This window comes from Pararobbsia alpina, from assembly GCF_902859895.1.
In the GTDB taxonomy this organism is placed as follows: Bacteria; Pseudomonadota; Gammaproteobacteria; order Burkholderiales; family Burkholderiaceae; genus Pararobbsia; species Pararobbsia alpina.
The window spans coordinates 1-537 of the sequence record NZ_CADIKM010000239.1 but is presented as its reverse complement, the minus strand read 5'-3'; the positions used below and the strand labels follow the sequence as shown (position 1 = coordinate 537).

Sequence of the window (537 nt, the reverse complement as noted above, 5' to 3'; positions counted from 1 at the left end):
GCGTGAGCAACTCCGCTTCGAGTGTGCCGAAGAACGATTCGCACATCGCGTTATCGAAGCAGTCGCCTGCGGTACCCATCGAGGGCTGCACGCCCGCCTCGCGGCAGCGTCGTCCGAAGGCAATCGACGTATATTGGGCATCCCTGATCGGAATGATGGATCACGCTGTCAGGGCGCCGCTGCAGCAGCGCCATGTCCAGTGCACGCAGCATCAGTTCCGTGTACAAATGACGGGACATCGCCCAGCCAACGATGCGCCGGCTGAACACGTCAAGCACCACCGCCAGATAGAGGAACCCTTCGCCAGTCGGCACGTAGGTGGCGTCCGCCACCCACAGTACGTTGCGGGCTCCGGCGCTGAAGTGCCGGCGCACCAGATCGGGCGCGCGCCGCGCTCCCGCGCGCTGGCGCGTGGTGAGCTTCCAGTGCCGCCGGCTTGCGCCACACAGACCGGCCATGCGCATCAGGCGCGCCACGCGCTTGCACCCCACATGCACGCCCTCACGCGCGAGTTGCGCATGAATGCGTGGCGCCCCG

General features: G+C 66.7%; 1 pseudogene. It reads right to left on the bottom strand.

Annotated features, from left to right (window positions below):
* Positions 1-537, bottom strand: a pseudogene (locus HV670_RS30470) (IS3 family transposase); the annotation flags it as partial.